Origin of the sequence: Faecalibacterium sp. Marseille-Q4896 (assembly GCF_017377615.1) — a bacterium.
In the GTDB taxonomy this organism is placed as follows: Bacteria; Bacillota; Clostridia; order Oscillospirales; family Ruminococcaceae; genus Faecalibacterium; species Faecalibacterium taiwanense.
In genome coordinates this window covers 22,317-37,152 of the sequence record NZ_JAFREG010000011.1, presented here as the reverse complement: position 1 = coordinate 37,152, position 14,836 = coordinate 22,317, and the positions used below count along the sequence as shown (strand labels likewise).

At 56.6% G+C, this 14,836-nt stretch carries 12 protein-coding genes; 5 read left to right on the top strand and 7 right to left on the bottom strand.

Features of this window, described 5'->3' with window-relative positions:
- Nucleotides 1-16: 16 nt before the first annotated feature.
- Complete coding sequence (locus tag J3348_RS13015) at nt 17-205, bottom strand: hypothetical protein (RefSeq protein WP_097780934.1); 189 nt, start codon at nt 203-205, stop codon at nt 17-19.
- Between the two features lie 314 nt (nt 206-519).
- Between J3348_RS13015 and J3348_RS13010 the strand changes: the two genes are divergently transcribed.
- From J3348_RS13010 to J3348_RS12995, 4 genes are all read left to right on the top strand, one after another.
- The gene (locus tag J3348_RS13010) at nt 520-1,527 is read left to right on the top strand and encodes a LacI family DNA-binding transcriptional regulator (RefSeq protein WP_207699125.1); all 1,008 of its coding nucleotides are present in this window, start codon (nt 520-522) and stop codon (nt 1,525-1,527) included.
- A gap of 85 nt (nt 1,528-1,612) precedes the next feature.
- A complete protein-coding gene (locus J3348_RS13005) occupies nt 1,613-3,049 on the top strand; it encodes a twin-arginine translocation signal domain-containing protein (RefSeq protein WP_005942293.1) in 1,437 nt (478 codons plus the stop codon).
- Nucleotides 3,050-3,151: 102 nt separating this feature from the next.
- Nucleotides 3,152-4,123: a sugar ABC transporter permease gene (locus tag J3348_RS13000; protein WP_005942291.1), complete on the top strand. Its 972-nt coding sequence runs from the start codon at nt 3,152-3,154 to the stop codon at nt 4,121-4,123.
- 2 nt (nt 4,124-4,125) lie between these two features.
- On the top strand, nt 4,126-4,992 hold the full coding sequence (locus tag J3348_RS12995) for a carbohydrate ABC transporter permease (protein WP_044953743.1): 867 nt from the start codon (nt 4,126-4,128) through the stop codon (nt 4,990-4,992).
- 145 nt (nt 4,993-5,137) lie between these two features.
- Here the strand turns inward: J3348_RS12995 and J3348_RS12990 are convergent, their stop codons facing one another.
- Nucleotides 5,138-6,427 carry an O-acetylhomoserine aminocarboxypropyltransferase/cysteine synthase family protein gene (locus tag J3348_RS12990; protein ID WP_120081370.1) on the bottom strand — a complete coding sequence of 430 codons (1,290 nt, stop codon included), beginning with the start codon at nt 6,425-6,427 and terminating at the stop codon, nt 5,138-5,140.
- A 111-nt stretch (nt 6,428-6,538) separates the two neighbouring features.
- The gene (locus J3348_RS14415) at nt 6,539-6,670 is read right to left on the bottom strand and encodes a hypothetical protein (protein ID WP_005942280.1); all 132 of its coding nucleotides are present in this window, start codon (nt 6,668-6,670) and stop codon (nt 6,539-6,541) included.
- A 392-nt stretch (nt 6,671-7,062) separates the two neighbouring features.
- Between J3348_RS14415 and J3348_RS12985 the strand changes: the two genes are divergently transcribed.
- Nucleotides 7,063-7,794, top strand: a complete 732-nt coding sequence (locus J3348_RS12985) for a biosynthetic peptidoglycan transglycosylase (RefSeq protein ID WP_242702997.1) — start codon at nt 7,063-7,065, stop codon at nt 7,792-7,794.
- A 184-nt stretch (nt 7,795-7,978) separates the two neighbouring features.
- Here J3348_RS12985 and J3348_RS12980 read toward each other — a convergent pair whose 3' ends face one another.
- The 4 genes from J3348_RS12980 to ftsH all read right to left on the bottom strand — a co-directional run bounded on the left by J3348_RS12980 (nt 7,979) and on the right by ftsH (nt 14,771).
- Complete coding sequence (locus J3348_RS12980; protein WP_347565387.1) at nt 7,979-11,251, bottom strand: FtsX-like permease family protein; 3,273 nt, start codon at nt 11,249-11,251, stop codon at nt 7,979-7,981.
- Nucleotides 11,248-11,952, bottom strand: a complete 705-nt coding sequence (locus tag J3348_RS12975; RefSeq protein WP_005942271.1) for an ABC transporter ATP-binding protein — start codon at nt 11,950-11,952, stop codon at nt 11,248-11,250. Before J3348_RS12975 ends, J3348_RS12980 begins: the two co-directional genes overlap by 4 nt.
- 173 nt (nt 11,953-12,125) lie before the next feature.
- Nucleotides 12,126-12,761 (bottom strand): hypothetical protein, encoded by a 636-nt coding sequence (locus J3348_RS12970; protein WP_044953740.1) that lies wholly within the window; start codon nt 12,759-12,761, stop codon nt 12,126-12,128.
- A gap of 171 nt (nt 12,762-12,932) precedes the next feature.
- On the bottom strand, nt 12,933-14,771 hold the full coding sequence (gene ftsH, locus J3348_RS12965; protein ID WP_207699123.1) for an ATP-dependent zinc metalloprotease FtsH: 1,839 nt from the start codon (nt 14,769-14,771) through the stop codon (nt 12,933-12,935).
- Nucleotides 14,772-14,836 lie beyond the last annotated feature (65 nt).

Genomic DNA, 14,836 nt, shown 5'->3' with positions numbered 1-14,836 from the left:
AAATGCTTCCTCCTTATCAGCTGCCGGTAGCCCCGGCGGCATCGCTTTTGCGAAAACGATTAAGGCAGACGATCAAAGCATTCTCTTTGCTTCTAGCATAGCCCAAGCAGGCCAAAAAAGCAAGAGGATTTTCTAAAAAAATTCTGAAAGTATCTTTCATAAATACGTATGTTTCCATGATTTTCAGAAAATTTATTTCAAGCACGCTTTTTGTGCTTCCTGTAAGCGAAAACGCTGAAACACAATTTATAGGTAATATTATATACGGCGAAAATCGTAACGAAACCGCAACGAAAATCTTTTGATTTTAACCGAAATGTAACGAAATCCATCCAAGGTGCACAATTTCGGTTCTTCAGAAACGAACAAAACGCCAAAATTGAGCCAAAAGCAATGAAAGTTATTCTTTTGAGCTTGATTTTTCGTACAAAATACGCTATCATGAAATTGCGAAAACGATTAAGGACTTGACGGAGAACATCCCCCGTAAAACGTTCTTCGGAAGGAGGCAAACGAGCGATGCCGTCCCTGAAAGATCTGGCAAAGGAATGCGGCGTATCGGTGGCAACGGTCAGCAAGGCGCTGAACGACCAGCCGGATATCTCGCCTGCCACACGAGAACGGGTGCGGGCCGCAGCGCACCGTATGGGCTACCTGCCCAATGCTGCCGCCCGTTCCTTGAAAACAAACCGTACTTACAATCTGGGCGTTCTGTTCGTGGATGAACGGCAGAGCGGTCTGACCCACGAATACTTTTCCGCCGTACTGGACAGCTTCAAGGTGGAAGCCGAGAAACACGGCTACGACATCACCTTTATCAACCACAATATCAGCGGCAAAAGCATGAGCTACCTTGAGCACTGCCGCTATCGCAATGTGGACGGCGTGGTGATCGCCTGCGTGAACTTCTACGAGCCGCAGGTGGTGGAGCTGGTGAACAGCGAGGTGCCGGTGGTCACGATCGATCATGTGTTCAATAACCGCATGGCGATCCTCTCGGATAACGTTTTCGGCCTGAAGGCACTGGTGCGGCAGGCATGGGCCTGCGGCCACCGCCGCATCGCCTTTATCCACGGCGAAAAGACCGCCGTTACCGAGAACCGCGTTGCAGGTTTCTATCAGGCCTGCGAAGAGCTGGGCCTGAAGATCCCGGAAGCTTATGTGCGGGAGGGCATCTACCATGATGCTGACCGCTGTGCCGCCGAGACCAAAGCGCTGCTGGAGCTTCCGCAGCCGCCCACCTGCATCATCTTCCCGGACGATTTCTCCGCGCTGGGCGGCTACAACGCCATCAGCGAAAAGGGGCTTTCGATCCCGGAGGATGTTTCAGTGATGGGCTACGACGGCATCTACCTCTCGCGGGTGGTCAAGCCTCAGCTGGTGACTTACCAGCAGAACACCACCGCGCTGGGCCGCACGGCTGCCGACAAGCTCATTGAGCTGATCGAGCATCCAAGAGTGACCCTGCCCGAACAGATCCGCGTTTCCGGCAAATTGCTGGACGGCGGGTCGGTCAGCATTCTTTAATATGTCTCTAAAGGCTCTTGCTACGGAACCTTTTATGAAGAAAACTTTTGCAAATAATGGAAAACCATGAAGGAGGTTTACCCTTATGAAAAAGATCTCTCGCCGTAATTTCCTGCTCGCTTCCGGTGCCGTGACCATTGGTGCAGCTCTGGCTGCCTGCGGCGGTTCTTCTTCCACCAGCACCGCTTCTTCTGCTCCGGCTTCCTCTGCTGCTTCCGCTGCTCCCGCAGCACAGGGTAAGGTGCTGAACATCTGGTGCTGGAATGATGAGTTCCAGAGCCGCTTCAACGACTACTATCCGGAAGTTTCCGAGATCGCAGCCGACAAGTCCACCACCACCCTGAAGGATGGCACCGTTGTGAAGTGGACCATCAATGCCAACGAGAACAACAACTATCAGAACAAGCTGGACGAAGCCCTGCTGAGCCAGGACAGCGCTGCTGATGACGACAAGATCGACATCTTCCTGATCGAGGCTGACTATGCTCTGAAGTATGTGGATTCCGATTACGTTCTGGATGTCAAGGCAGACATCGGCCTGACCGACGACGATCTGGCTGGCCAGTACCAGTACACCAAGGACATCGTTAGTGTGGACGGCAGCCAGCGCGGCACCACCTGGCAGGCAACTCCCGGTCTGTTTGCATACCGCCGCAGCATTGCCAAGGATGTTCTGGGCACCGATGATCCCGCCGAAGTGCAGACCTACCTGTCCGACTGGGATAAGTTCAATGATGTAGCTGCACAGGCAGCCGCCAAGGGCTACAAGATGCTGTCCGGCTTTGATGATGCATACCGCACCTTCTCCAACAACGTGGCAGCTCCGTGGGTCACCGGCACTACTGTTACCGTTGATGAGAACATTATGAAGTGGGTCGATCAGACCAAGGAGTACACCGATAAGGGCTATAACAACAAGTCCAGCCTGTGGGACAGCCAGTGGGCAGCCGATCAGGGTCCCACCGGTAAGGTGTTCGGCTTCTTCTACTCCACCTGGGGCATCAACTTCACCCTGCTGGGCAACTCGCTGGAGACTCCTGTCGCTGAGGGCGGCAAGGAAGAAGTTGGCAACGGTATCTACGGCGATTACGCTGTGTGCGAAGGCCCTCAGCCCTACTACTGGGGCGGCACCTGGATCTGCGGCGCAGCCGGCAGCGACAACATCGAGACCATTAAGGATGTTATGCAGAAGCTGACCTGCGATGAAGCTATCATGAAGCAGATCACCATGGATACGCAGGACTACACCAACAACGAGAAGGCTATGAACGAGATCGCAAACAGCGATTACAGCTCCGCTTTCCTGGGCGGCCAGAACCACATCGCTCTGTTTGCAGAGGCTGCAGCCAAGATCGATATGTCCAACGCCGGTCCGTACGATCAGGGCCTGAATGAGAGCTTCCAGAATGCATTCAAGGATTACTTTACCGGCAACGTGGACGAAGATACCGCAAAGGCAAACTTCGAGACCGCTATCAAGGAGAAGTATCCTGAGCTGACCGACGTGGTGTGGCCCGCATAATAGCAGCCGACCCTAAAACGGAAAAGTAAATACGCAGGGGCGGGCCGGACGCTGTTCCCGCCCGCCCCTGTTCTTTCCGCAAATTTATCAGGAGGCGATCCTATGGGAGAAAAGAAAAAGAAAGGGTCGATCAGCTACGCGAAATGGGGCTACATCTTCATTGCGCCGTTCTTCATCATCTTCGCGGTATTCCAGCTGATCCCTCTGGCATCCACCATTTACTACAGCTTTTTTGAATATTACCGCAGCGGCCTGAAGATCATTGGCCCCAGCTTTGTGGGCCTGAAAAACTACATTACCCTGTTCGCAACCGATCTGCCCAAGTACTTTGGCAACACGCTGATCCTGTGGATCATCGGCTTTATCCCGCAGATCGCCATTTCCCTGTTGCTGGCAGCATGGTTCACCGATCTGCGCCTGAAGTTGAAGGGCCAGACCTTCTTCAAGACGGTCATCTACATGCCCAACCTGATCATGGCCTCCGCCTTTGCAATGCTGTTCTTCGCGCTGTTCTCGGACAACGGCCCGGTGAACGCCGTGCTGCTGAGCATGGGCTGGATCGATGCACCCATCAGCTTTTTGAACACCGTGTGGGGCAACCGCGGGCTGATCGGCCTGATGAACTTCCTGATGTGGTTCGGCAACACCACCATCATGCTGATGGCTGCGATCATGGGCGTGGATCCCACCCTGTACGAAGCGGCTGAACTGGACGGCTGCACCCCGAACCAGATGTTCTGGAAGATCACCATTCCGCTGATCCGTCCCATCCTTGTTTACGTCATGATCACCTCCATGATCGGCGGCCTGCAGATGTTCGATGTGCCGCAGATTTTAACCAACGGCAAGGGCGGTCCGGACCGCACCTCCACCACCATGATCATGTACTTGAACAACCACCTGTTCAGCAAGAACTACGGCATGGCCGGTGCAGTCTCGGTGGTGCTGTTCCTCGTGTGCGCAGTGCTGTGCGTTGTGGTCTACTTCTCCCTTACCAAGGAGGATGACGGCCTGACCCGCGCCCAGCGCAAAGAACTGAACGCCGCCAAAAAGGCAGCAAAAGGAGGGAAATGATTATGGCACACACTCCTAGAAATCAATCGGAAAAAGCAACACTGGCTGCACGCCGCGCATGGTGTTATCTGGTGCTGGTGCTCATCAGCTTTTTGTGCCTGTTCTTCTTCTATGTGCTGGTGATCAACTCCACCCGCACCCACTTCGAGATCCAGAAAGGCTTCTCGATGCTGCCGGGCAAATCGCTCATCACCAACTTCCAGAACGTGCTGGCCGATGCTAACATCCCTGTCATCACCGGCATCCGCAACAGCCTGATCGTCTCCGCCTGCTCGGCGGCGTTCAGCGTGTACTTCTCGGCCCTGACGGCCTACGGCATCTACGCCTATAACTTCAAATTCAAAAAGGCCGCGTTCGCCATTATCCTGCTGATCATGACCATGCCCACGCAGGTGTCCGCTCTGGGCTTTTTGCAGCTCATCACCAAGATGGGCCTGAAGAACAGCTTTATCCCGCTGATCCTGCCCAGCATTGCAGCGCCCACCGTGTTCTTCTTCATGAAGCAGTATCTGGACGCTTCCCTTCCCATGGAGATCGTAGAGGCTGCCCGCATCGACGGTGCAGGCGAGTTCTACACCTTCAACAAAATCGTGCTGCCCATTATGAAGCCCGCTTTGGCAGTGCAGGCCATTTTCTCCTTCGTGGCCAGCTGGAACAACTACTTCATTCCCGCTCTGGTGCTGGACAGCGCCGACAAAAAGACCCTGCCCATCCTGATTGCACAGCTGCGCAGTGCAGACTTCCTCAAGTTTGATATGGGCAAGGTTTACATGATGGTGGCTATCGCCATTCTGCCCGTCATCATCGTGTACCTGCTGCTTTCCAAGTTCATCGTCCGCGGTGTTGCTTTGGGCGGCGTGAAAGGCTGACGGCATTTTGCCGCAAACAACAAAAGGGTCCCGGAGAGAATTCCGGGACCCTTTTGCTGTGTCTAGGATATAAGGAATTTTTGGAAGAGATCAGGAGAAAAAACAAGGCATACACATTCTGTCGGAGGTTCTAAGGGGATAAGATTTACTCGCCGCGGACGGCTGCGAAACCTGCTTCCAGATCAGCAATGATATCGTCGATGTGCTCAGTGCCGATGGACAGGCGGATGGTGTTCTGATAGATCTGCTGCTCGGCCAGCTCTTCGTCGTTCAGCTGGCTGTGGGTGGTGGAAGCCGGGTGGATGACCAGACTCTTCACATCAGCAACGTTTGCCAGCAGGGAGAAGACCTTCAGGTTATCGATAAACTTGAATGCTTCCTCGCGGCCGCCTTTGATGTTGAAGGTGAAGATAGATGCACCGCCATTGGGGAAGTACTTCTCGTACAGGGCGTGATCCGGGTGATCCGGCAGGGAGGGGTGGTTGACCTTCTCCACCTGCGGGTGGTTTGCCAGAAACTCGACTACCTTCTTGGTGTTCTCCACATGGCGCTCGATACGCAGGCTCAGGGTCTCGGTACCCTGCAGCAGCAGGAAGGCGTTGAACGGAGAAATGGTGGCACCGGTATCACGCAGCAGGATCGCACGGATGTAGGTGACAAAAGCTGCGGGGCCTGCTGCATCGGCAAAGGAAACGCCGTGGTAGCTGGGGTTGGGGTCAGCAATGTTGCCGAACTTACCGCTTGCCTTCCAGTCGAACTTGCCGCTGTCCACGATGATGCCGCCCAGCGTGGTGCCGTGGCCGCCGATGAACTTGGTGGCGGAATGGACGACGATATCTGCGCCGTGCTCAATGGGACGGATCAGGTACGGGGTGCCGAAGGTGTTATCGATGACCAGCGGCAGGCCGTGCTTGTGCGCGATGGCTGCAATGGCATCGATATCGGGGATATCGCTGTTGGGGTTGCCCAGAGTTTCCAGATAGACGGCCTTGGTGTTGGGCTGGATGGCATTCTCCACCTCAGCCAGATCGTGTGCGTTCACAAAGGTGGTGGTGACGCCGAACTGGGTCAGGGTGTGCTCCAGCAGGTTGTAGCTGCCGCCGTAGATGGTCTTCTGAGCCACGATGTGGTCACCGGCCTGTGCCAGTGCTTCGATGGTGTAGGTGATGGCAGCGGCACCGGAGGCGGTTGCCAGAGCAGCCACGCCGCCCTCCAGCGCAGCGATGCGCTTCTCGAACACGTCCTGCGTGGAGTTGGTCAGGCGGCCGTAGATGTTGCCGGCATCTGCCAGACCAAAGCGGTCTGCTGCGTGCTGGCTGTTGCGGAACACATAGGAAGTGGTCTGGTAAATGGGCACTGCGCGGGAATCGGTTGCAGGATCGGCCTGCTCCTGGCCAACGTGAAGCTGCAGGGTCTCAAATTTATAGTTAGACATAGTATTTTACCTCTCTATTTGTACTTTTAGTATAATTTCCTGATACAAAAAACCCGATGCGTGATACATAAGCGCACCGGGCAAACACAATTCAAAGCTATTCTGTCAACGTCACATTCGGGTACACATTCGTGCACAGCAAGAGGGCATCGTACAGTTCACAGCCAGATGTTCTGCCCGGTCACCGCACATTCGCCCACAGCGGAAGTTTGCATGCAGCAGGTCGTTCCAAATCAGCTTCATATCCGTGCCCTCCTTTCCCGTAAAACTCTTTCCCACTCATCTACAAACCGGCACCTCTATCTGCTCTGTACCGGGAAGCAAAGCCTTTGCTTCCTTTTTCCCACTAGGTTTGTGGATTTGTTGTTTGCATTATATTCTCTCTTACCTAGTTTGTCAATAGGTTAATTCCAGTTTTTTTCAAATTGAGTTTTCTGCACGATGCGAAGCCCGCATTTGCAGCATCCCGTTGTGCAGTTCCAACAGGAGTAACACTTCTGCTTCTTCGAAAATTTTTATTTTTCCATTGATAAAACCTTAAAATTTTATTGTTATACTAAAGCTGTTCCTTGCAAACGCCCTGCAAATCGTTTATTATGGTAGCGTTCTTTTTTATCATCAAAGGAGTTTTTTCGATGCTGCATCGTTTCTTCCATTTTTTAAAGCAGAGCCTGCTCGTTGTTCTTTGCATCCTGCTGCTTGGCGGGCTGCTGGCAGGCGGCTGGTTCTTTTATCAGGGCAGGCAGCTGTACCGCAGTGCCGCCAGCAGTTACCCAGTGGCTTCCATGTACGACACCATCTGTGCCCGCGGGAGCTATACTTCCTACGATGCGCTGCCGCAGATCTATATTAACGCAGTCATCTGCACCGAGGATGAGCATTTTATGACCCACAAGGGCATCGACCCGGGGGCCATTGCCCGCGCCCTGCTGGCCGACCTGCGCACCCACTCGCTGGCCGAGGGTGGCAGCACCCTGACCCAGCAGCTTGCCAAGAACGAGCTGTTCACGCAGGACAAGCATCTGGCCCGCAAGGCTGCCGAGATGCTTGCTGCTTTTGATATTGAAAAGACCTACTCCAAGCAGCAGATCTTTGAGATGTACGCCAACACCATCTATTTTGGCAGCGGGTATTATGGCATTGCAGAAGCTGCCGAGGGCTACTTTGGCAAGGAACCGGCCCAGCTGACCGATGCCGAAGCGATTTATCTGGCGGGTATGCCCAACGCGCCTTCCACTTACGCCAGCAGCCCGGAGCTTGCCTTCAAGCGGATGCAAGTGGTGCTCAAGCGGATGGTCAAGTGCCGCGTGCTCACCCAGCAGCAGGCCGATGCCATTGCCGCAGATGCTGAAAACTTAACGGTTTAAACAAGACACCGCGCCCTGTCTGCTGCGGATCAGACAAGGCGCGGTGTTTTGTTTTGCGGTATTTGGTTTGGTAAAGGAGGAATCATGTTACCCGTTCAGGCGGTTGCGGCCCCGCCTGTCGGTAGCATTATTATACCAAAGAATTTCTGCGAAACCATGTTCTTTTTATGAAGATTTTGTAAACTCACTCCGGCGCTTTCATGCTTTCCACCATGCTGATATGCCGCACATGCCACCGCATGGCAAAGCACACCACAAAGGTGAACAACATCGTCAATGCCACTGCCAGCAGATAACTGCTGGGTGCAATGGTGCGAATAAACATCAGCTGATCCATTTCCACGGTCAGGACGATGAACCGGTGCAGCGGCACACCCAGCAGCAGGCCCACGCCGGAGCCGATGAGGGACAAAAGCTCGATCTCGCGGAAGATGTAGCGGTACACTTCTTTGTCATAGAAGCCCAGAACCTTGATGGTGGCAAGCTCCTTTTTGCGCTCGGCAAGGTTGACGCTGATCAGGTTGTACAGTACCACCGCCGCCAGCGCCGCCGCGCACACGATGATCAGCACCACCACGTAGTTCAGGCTGCCGATCAGGCTTCCGAACATGGAGGTGGTGTCCTCGGTGAAGCTGACGCTGCTCACATAGTTGCAGTCCAGCAGCTTTGTGCGCAGGGCGTTGTACTCCGCCTCGGTGGTACAGCCGGTCAGGCCGTAGACGGTGTTCCACTCCGGCGTGCTGCCCAGCAGGGCCTGCAACTGCGCATTGGAGAGATACAGCCGGGTGAACATGTAGTTCTCGGTAATGCCGGTCAGGGTCAGCGGCACGCGGCTTCCGTCTGCAGCCTCCACATAGAACGTATCGCCCACGCTCAGCTCCAGATTCAGGGCCGTTTTTTCGGTCAGGATCACGCTGTCCTCTTCAAAGGGAATGGGGTCGTGGCCCACCCGGGTGCGGAAGGTGAAGTATTCGGTCATCCGGGCATCGTCCTCCGCGCCTACGATGCTGACATCGGCGCTCCCGCCCTCTTCATTATAAAGGGTGGTGGACTTTGTGTAGAACGCGCCCCAGCTGTGGACCGCACTGCTGCTGTCCAGCGTGTCGGCAAGGCCCTGCTCCATGGTCAGCGCCTTTTCATCGCTGAGCGAGATGGTGAGATCGTTGTGGGTCAGCTGCCCGGACTGCTTGTCCACGATGGGCAGGATGGAATCCTGAATGCCAAAACCGATCAGCAGCAGCGCCGTGCAGCCTGCCACGCCCAGCACTGTCATGAAGAAGCGCTTTTTGTAGCGGAACAGGTTGCGGGCTGTGGTCTTTTGGGAGAAGCTCATGTGCTGCCACAGCGGGGTGATGTACTCCAAAAAGATGCGCTTGCCTGCCACCGGGGCCCGGGGCAGCAGCAAAGCTGCAGTCTTTTCCTTCAGGCTGGCACGGCAGGCGTTCCATGTAGCAAAACCGATGACGGCCGCGCTGATGGCTACGCTGGCTGCCGCCATGCCGGGGTAAAAGTGCAGCGTAAAGGTGGACATGCTGAAGATCATCTGGTAAGCATACCAGATGATGAGCGGGAACACCACAAAACCGATGACCATGCCCACGATGCTGCCCAGCACGCTGGCGCTGAGGGCATAGAACAGATACTTGCCTGCGATCTTTGCGTTGGAGTAACCCAGAGCTTTCAGAGTACCCAGCTGCAGGCGGTTCTCGTCCACCATGCGGGTCATAGTAGTAGTGGCCACCAGCGCCGCCACCAGGAAGAAGAACACCGGGAACACCCGTGCAATGGCATCCATGCGGTCGGCATACTGCTCAAAGGTGACAAAGCTCACGGTGGAGCTGCGGTCCAGCACATACCACTCGCCGCTCTTGATCTGGCTCACCTGCTCCTCGGCATCGTTCAGCTGGGCAAGGCCGTCGGCCAGCTGCTGTTCGGCATCGGCCTTCTGGCTCTCGTACTCTGCGCGGGAATCGGCCAGCTGCTGCACGCCGTCGTTGTACTGCCGCCAGCCTTCGTCCAGCCGGGTGCGAGCCGCATCAAACTGGGTGTAGGCTGTGGCCGTGCCGGTGGTGAGCTGCAGCTGCCCCTGCAGAAGCTTTACCTTCATCTGGCGCAGTGCTGCCTTTGCCTCAGTCACCAGCTGCTCGTTGGAAAGGCTGGGCGAAGAGATCAGCCCCTGTGCATACATCTGGCGCTTGCCCTCGTCCAGCTGGGCCTGATAGCCATTCAGCTGGCCGCTGATGTTGTCGTAAGCATCCTGCGCCTTCTGCAGGGCATCCCGCAGGTCGGTGTACTCTTCATCGGCAGGTTCCGCTTCGTCCAGCGCTTTCTGCGCGTTGTGCAGAGCCGTTTCGGCATAGCCCAGCAGCGGGTCGGCCACCTTTTTCAGGTTCACCAGCATCTCGATCTGCTGCAGCTGATCCTCAAATTCCAGCAGTTGTTCCTCGCCGCTCACCAGCTCGTCCGCACCGCCCTGCATGGTATCCGGCAGGGCCTTTTTGTTGGCGGCAAGCTCCGCTTCGCCCGCGTCCAGCTGGGCTTTGGCGCTGTCCAGCTGTGCCTGTGCATCGGCCAGCTGCTGCTCTGCCTCCGCAAACTGACGGTCTGCTTCGGCTTTTTTGTCGTTGTACTCGGCCCGGGCGTCGGCCAGCTCTGCACTGGCATCCTCGATCAGCTCCGCCCGCCGGGCCGTGCACTGTGCGCCGCTGATGGCCTTTACCCTTGCGGCTGTGTCATCCACTGCTGCCTGATACGCATCCGAGTAATTATCATACAGGCCGGCATTTTTTACTTTGAGATAGCACGCCGTATAATAATCCGTGGTCAGGCTGCCCTCCGGCAGGAACACAATATCATCCAGCTGGCCGTCACCGGCGGTGCTGCTCTCCTTGTCCGTGGAAAAATGCTGCGGGTCCTGCACGGTGCCCACTACCGTGAACTGCTTCCGGCTCACATATTCGGTGTCCTCCGGCAGGGTGAGCACCGTGCCCGGCTCCACCGGGTCGCCGTAGCCCATCACATGCACCACGCACTCGTCCGGGGCCTCAGGCATCCGGCCCGACAGCAGCACCAGACGGTCCATATTTTCTGCCGTGTCGGCCCCGGGGTCGGCGGGCAGCTGCTGCAGGCGCACCACCGCCGTCTCGCTCTGGCCCTGCCACTGGGCCTCCACGTCCTGATATTTCACCGGCTGCACAGCCTCCACGCCGTCCACGGCGGCAATGGCGGCAATGTCCTCCTCCGAAAGGCCCAGCGTGGACAGCACCCGCAGGTCGAACACGTTCTGCTGCACGTAGTATTTCTGCCCGGCGATGCGCATGCTGGGCGCAAAACTCATCAGGCCGGTCAGCATCATCACGCCCAGCGCTACGATGCCGAACAGCGAGACCATGCGGCTCAGGTTGTCCTTCATTTCCCGCAGGATGTTTTTACGATAACTTTTCAGCACAGCTCTCACCACTCAATCTCCTGCACCGGCACAGGGTGCTCGTTGACCTGATTGGAGACGATCTTGCCGCTGCGCACCTGAATGATGCGGTCTGCCATCGCCGTCAGGGCGGTGTTGTGGGTAATAACGATCACCGTGCGGCCGGTGCGGCGGCAGGTATCCTGCAAAAGGGCCAGCACCTGCTTACCGGTCTTGTAATCCAGTGCACCGGTGGGCTCGTCGCAGAGCAGCAACTTGGGGTTTTTGGCCAGTGCGCGGGCAATGGACACCCGCTGCTGCTCGCCGCCGGAAAGCTGAGCCGGGAAGTTGTTCAGCCGCTCTCCCAGACCCACGCTGCGCAGGGTCTCTTTGGGGTCCAGCGGGTCGCGGCAGATCTCGCTGGCCAGCTCCACGTTCTCCAGTGCGGTCAGGTTCTGCACAAGGTTGTAGAACTGGAACACAAAGCCCACGTCGTACCGGCGGTAGGTGGTGAGCTCTCTGGCGGTAAAGTGGCTCACGTTCTGGCCGTCCAGCCAGACATTGCCCTCGTCGCAGCTGTCCATGCCTCCAAGGATATTCAGCAGGGTGGTCTTGCCTGCGCCGGAAGGCCCCACGATGATGCAGAACTCCCCCTTATCCACATAGAAATTCAGGTGGTCTGCGGCGGCGATCTTCACACTGCCGGTCTGATAGTATTTGCAAACGTCCTCAAACTCCACAAAATGCTCCATGGCGTTTTTTCCTTTCTATCGGGAATGCATACTGTTTCAATTTAACTATAACATCTCCCGGCAGACTTTGCAAAGACATCTGCGCAAATTTTCAAAAACTTAACAGAAAAGCGCAAAAAGGGCCGCTGCACATCTCTGCGTGCAGCAGCCCTTTCATCATTTGATCTCGGCGGTCAGCGCCCCACGATCAAATCGCGGCGGCAGCGCAGGCCCACGGTGAGGAAGGTGTTTTCGCCCAGTCGGCGCAGCACCACGCGGTCGGTGCCCTTCTGGCCCTCCACCAGCAGAGACAGGTTCAGGGTGGTGGAGCCCTTCTCAGTCTGGACCACCAGCGTGCTCACACCCTCGTTCAGCAGGGTCTGCATGTCCTGCACGGTGGTGCGGAAGGTAGCAGAACCGGCGGGCACATCCAGCGTCAGCACACTGTCCTTCTGGCGGGCAGTGTACAGCACTTCTCTGCCGAACAGGCCCTTGACGGTGTAGCGGGCCTCGCTCTTTTTCGCCGCTGCATCTGCGGACGGGGCGGCCAGCTCATCGCCGGAGATCAGCATGATGTTGCCCTGAATGGGGTTTCCCTCCGGTGCGCCGTAGCCGCCGTAGGTGGGGTCCTTTTCGCCGATCGCCACATCGGCGCTGTGCAGGGCGATATCCCCCTGCACCATCTGCTCCTGCGGGGGCAGATAGCCTGCGGCAGCAGGGTCGTTGATGTCTGCCTCTGCGGCAAATGCGCCCACGCTCAGCATAGCGGCAGCACCCAGCACTGCAGCGGTGGTGGTGACGGTACGGACAAATTTATGGTTCAGTTTCATTTGGAATACCTCCGTTGACGGCGGTTTTGCACCGCACATTTTTGTTTTGTGGAAAACCATGGTCTGCCATGCGGTGTAATACAAAACCGCCGCATCTGTCTTATAAACGGATGCGGCTTCAGGATTATTGCAGCAGGCTAAAAAAATTTTTTGGCAGCTCTGCCGCCGGGATCACTGGGCCTGTGCCGGTTCCCGGTTCAGGATCTCCATGAACTCCTCGCCGGTGATGGTCTCCTTCTGGTACAGATACTGTGCCAGCTCGTCCAGCTTGGCGCGGTTGTCGGTCAGGATGCGGACAGCCTTTTCGTGCTGGGCCTTGACCAGCTCCACCACCTTCTGGTCGATCTCGCGCTGGGTCTGGGCCGAGCAGGCCAGCGAGGTGTCGCCGCCCAGATACTGGTTGTTCACGGTCTCCAGCGCCACCATGTCAAAGTCCTTGCTCATGCCGTAGCGGGTAAGCATGGCGCGGGCAAGCTTGGTTGCCTGCTCAATATCGTTGGAGGCACCGGTGGTGATGGATCGGAACACCACTTCCTCGGCGGCGCGTCCGCCGGTAAGGGTGGCGATCTTGTTTTCCAGCTCTTCCTTGCTCATCAGGTAGTGGTTGCCCTCGTCCACCTGCATGGTGTAACCCAGTGCGCCGGAGGTGCGGGGGATAATGGTGATCTTCTGCACAGGGGCAGAGTTGGATTGCTTGGCCGCCACCAGTGCATGGCCGATCTCGTGGTAGGCCACGATGCACTTTTCCTTGTCGGTGAGGATGGAGTTCTTCTTCTGGTAGCCTGCAATGACCACCTCGATGCTCTCCTCCAGATCGGCCTGCGTCACGCTCTTACGGCCTGCACGCACAGCGCGCAGAGCTGCTTCGTTGACAATGTTGGCAAGTTCCGCACCGGATGCACCGGAAGCCATGCGGGCCACAGTGTTGAAGTCGATGCCCGGGGCCAGCGCCACCTTTTTGGCGTGCACTTTCAAAATCTCTTCGCGGCCCTTAAGGTCGGGCAGCTCCACCGGCACACGGCGGTCAAAACGTCCGGGACGGGTCAGCGCCGGGTCCAGCGAATCCGGGCGGTTGGTAGCCGCCAGAATGATGACGCCGGTGTTGCTCTCAAAGCCGTCCATCTCGGTGAGCAGCTGGTTCAAAGTCTGCTCACGCTCGTCGTTGCCGCCGAGATTGCCGCTGTTGCGCTTCTGACCGATGGCATCGATCTCATCGATGAACACGATGCAGGGGGCCTTTTCCTTGGCCTGCCGGAACAGGTCGCGCACCTTGGATGCGCCCATGCCCACGAACATCTCCACGAATTCAGAGCCGGAAATGGAGAAGAACGGCACGTTGGATTCGCCTGCCACGGCCTTAGCCAGCATGGTCTTGCCGGTGCCCGGAGGGCCCACCAGCAGAATGCCCTTGGGCATGGATGCGCCAATGCTCTCGTACTTGCCGGGGTCGTGCAGGTAATCCACGATCTCCTGCAGGTTTTCCTTAGCTTCATCCTCACCGGCAACATCCGCAAAGCGGATGCCGTGGGTGGACTGCACATAGACCTTGGCATTGGATTTGCCCACGCCGCCGAACATCATGGACCCCGGGCCGCCGCCGGCCTTTTCCATCAGCTTTTTGTTCATCTGATTGCCGATGAAGCTGAACAACAGGATGGGCAGCAGGAACCAGATCAGGAAATTGAGCATCGGCGACCCCTGCTCCACGATCTCGCTGGAAAACTGTGCTCCGGCATCATACAGGCGCTGGGTAAGCTCCGGGTCGTTCATCAGGCCGGTCTTGTAGACCTGCTTTTCCTCTTTATCGGTAAAAATGATCTGATTGGATTCGATATCCACACGGCCGATGTTCTTTTCCTCGGTCATGGTCATAAAGGTACCGTAGTCCACTTCCTCCACCTGACGCTCGCTCATCCACGGCAGCAGCACAAGGTTGAGCAGCAGCAGGACCGCCAGCACGATGGCGTAGTAAATCGCCAGCGGCTTTTTGGAAGGTTTGACTTCTTTCATGGGGCGTTTCCTCCTTTGCAAACATCTGAATGGATCCAAAAGCAGGCTCCTGCCGGGCAGGCGGA

Excerpts from the sequence above, each read along its gene's own strand:
- J3348_RS13005 (WP_005942293.1), top strand. The coding sequence starts at position 1,613 with ATGAAAAAGATCTCTCGCCGTAATTTCCTGCTCGCTTCCGGTGCCGTG.
- J3348_RS12995 (WP_044953743.1), top strand. The coding sequence starts at position 4,126 with ATGGCACACACTCCTAGAAATCAATCGGAAAAAGCAACACTGGCTGCA.
- J3348_RS12970 (WP_044953740.1), bottom strand. The coding sequence starts at position 12,761 with ATGAAACTGAACCATAAATTTGTCCGTACCGTCACCACCACCGCTGCA.
- J3348_RS12990 (WP_120081370.1), bottom strand. The coding sequence starts at position 6,427 with ATGTCTAACTATAAATTTGAGACCCTGCAGCTTCACGTTGGCCAGGAG.
- J3348_RS12975 (WP_005942271.1), bottom strand. The coding sequence starts at position 11,952 with ATGGAGCATTTTGTGGAGTTTGAGGACGTTTGCAAATACTATCAGACC.
- J3348_RS13010 (WP_207699125.1), top strand. The coding sequence starts at position 520 with ATGCCGTCCCTGAAAGATCTGGCAAAGGAATGCGGCGTATCGGTGGCA.
- J3348_RS14415 (WP_005942280.1), bottom strand. The coding sequence starts at position 6,670 with ATGAAGCTGATTTGGAACGACCTGCTGCATGCAAACTTCCGCTGTGGG.
- J3348_RS13000 (WP_005942291.1), top strand. The coding sequence starts at position 3,152 with ATGGGAGAAAAGAAAAAGAAAGGGTCGATCAGCTACGCGAAATGGGGC.
- ftsH (WP_207699123.1), bottom strand. The coding sequence starts at position 14,771 with ATGAAAGAAGTCAAACCTTCCAAAAAGCCGCTGGCGATTTACTACGCC.
- J3348_RS12985 (WP_242702997.1), top strand. The coding sequence starts at position 7,063 with ATGCTGCATCGTTTCTTCCATTTTTTAAAGCAGAGCCTGCTCGTTGTT.